This is a genomic window from Nonomuraea indica, assembly GCF_002850745.1.
Taxonomy (GTDB): domain Bacteria; phylum Actinomycetota; class Actinomycetes; order Streptosporangiales; family Streptosporangiaceae; genus Nonomuraea; species Nonomuraea indica.
On record NZ_KZ559491.1, the window covers coordinates 1 to 1619 of the forward strand.

General features: G+C 70.4%; 3 protein-coding genes. All 3 read right to left on the bottom strand.

Annotated features, from left to right (window positions below; genetic code table 11):
• The coding region (locus CXR44_RS34920; RefSeq protein ID WP_101790429.1) for a hypothetical protein at positions 1–899 on the bottom strand (899 nt) is incomplete at its 3' end.
• Complete coding sequence (locus tag CXR44_RS34925; RefSeq protein WP_101790430.1) at positions 896–1111, bottom strand: heavy-metal-associated domain-containing protein; 216 nt, start codon at positions 1109–1111, stop codon at positions 896–898. The genes CXR44_RS34920 and CXR44_RS34925, both read right to left, overlap by 4 nt.
• Positions 1112–1133: 22 nt before the next feature.
• Positions 1134–1415 (bottom strand): metal-sensitive transcriptional regulator, encoded by a 282-nt coding sequence (locus CXR44_RS34930; protein WP_101790431.1) that lies wholly within the window; start codon positions 1413–1415, stop codon positions 1134–1136.
• Between the last annotated feature and the right edge of the window lie 204 nt (positions 1416–1619).

Consider the following 1619-nt stretch of genomic DNA (forward strand, 5'->3'; position numbering starts at 1 on the left):
GCCTGACCGGCGTTGACGGTGAAGGCGGCGGTGCGTACCTCGCCCTCGTGCTGGAAGTCCAGGAACAGACGGTAGCTGCCGGCGCTCGGCGCCTCGGCGAAGAAGACGATCCCGGGGCCGGCCTGCGTCTTGCCGTCGCCGGGCTCCCCGTCGGGGTGCACGTGCAGGTAGGCGAGGTCGGCGCCGCGCAGGGCGACCAGGTGACCGTAGGCGCCCAGGTAGGGTTGCAGGTCGGTGACCGGCTTGCCGTCCTTGCTCACGGTGAGCGTCAGCCTGCTGGACCGGCCGGGCGTCAGCTCGCCGGCCAGTTCGACCGTGTAGCCGTCCACGCTCGCCGTGCGGGCGGCCGCCGGCAGCGCCCTGGGCGTGTAGTCGCCGGCCACCAGCACGTCGGCTCCCAGGGTCAGCGCCTGGCCGCCGCTCGGCGCGAAGTCGGCGAACATCCGGTACGCGCCCGCCTTTGGGAGGGTGAGCTTCACCGTCCAGACGCCATCGGCGCCGAGCTCCGGGTGCACGTGCTGGAAGTCGCCGAGATCGCGTGGCACCACGATGAGATGCAGCTTCTTGTCGTGTGAGACCTCGTAGCCGGTAACCGGCCTGCCGTCGGGTCCCGTCACGGCGAACCGGAAATCGGTGGGCTCGCCGGGCGTGATCGCTCCGGTGAGCGGGGTGAGTGTGTAGCCGTTCTCCGACACTTGGAGCCCCCCAGGGGTATCAATCTCGTTCTTGACCTGCGTCGGGGCCACCGGCTCGGCGTGGGTGCCGTGGCCCGGAGCCGCAGCCGCAGCCGGGGCCGGGGCCGGGGTGACCGGTCCGACGGCGTTGCCGAGGCCGAGCGCCCCGCCGAAGACGACGGCCAGTCCCAGACCGTAGGCGCCGAGCTTGGCTGCTGTGTTCACGGCTGACCTGCCACGTCGTATCCGGCCTCCTCGACCGCGGCGACGATCTTCGCCTGGTCGACGGGGCTGTCGCTCTGCACGGTCAGCAGGCCGGTGGCCAGGTCGACCTCGACGGCGGTCACGCCGGGCACCTCGCCGACCTCCTCCTTGACCGAGGTTACGCAGTGGCCGCAGGTCATGCCTTCGACGGTGTAGCGGGCGGTGGTGGGCATGTCATTCACTCCTCGACGATGATCAGGAACGGACCAGGCGGGCGATGGCGTCGGCGGCTTCCTTGACCTTGAGCTGCGCCTCCTCGCCACCCTTGCGTGTCGCCTCCGCGACGCAGTGGGCCATGTGCTCTTCCAGCAGGGTGATGGCGAAGGACTGCAACGCGCTGTTGGCCGCCGACACCTGGGTCAGGATGTCGATGCAGTACTTGTCGTCCTCGACCATCCGCTGCAGACCACGGATCTGCCCTTCGATCCGGCGCAGCCGCCGCTGATGGTCCTGTTTCGTGTCGATGTATCCGGCCATTTCGGGTCTCCGATCCCGTACGTTCCCTCCACGAAACACTATACCCCCCTATGGTATTCCGGGCGAATGGGGGCGCGCTCGGCGGCACGCCCCCACCGGGCCCCGGTCAGGTGCCGGCCGGCTGCGACTCGGGCCGGGTGTCCGCCGCGACGGCCCTCTTCGGCCTGCGCATGAACGCGAGGGCGAGGGCTGCGCCGAGGGCCG

Coding starts and splice junctions, on each gene's coding strand:
- CXR44_RS34925 (WP_101790430.1), bottom strand. CDS start 1,111: ATGCCCACCACCGCCCGCTACACCGTCGAAGGCATGACCTGCGGCCAC.
- CXR44_RS34930 (WP_101790431.1), bottom strand. CDS start 1,415: ATGGCCGGATACATCGACACGAAACAGGACCATCAGCGGCGGCTGCGC.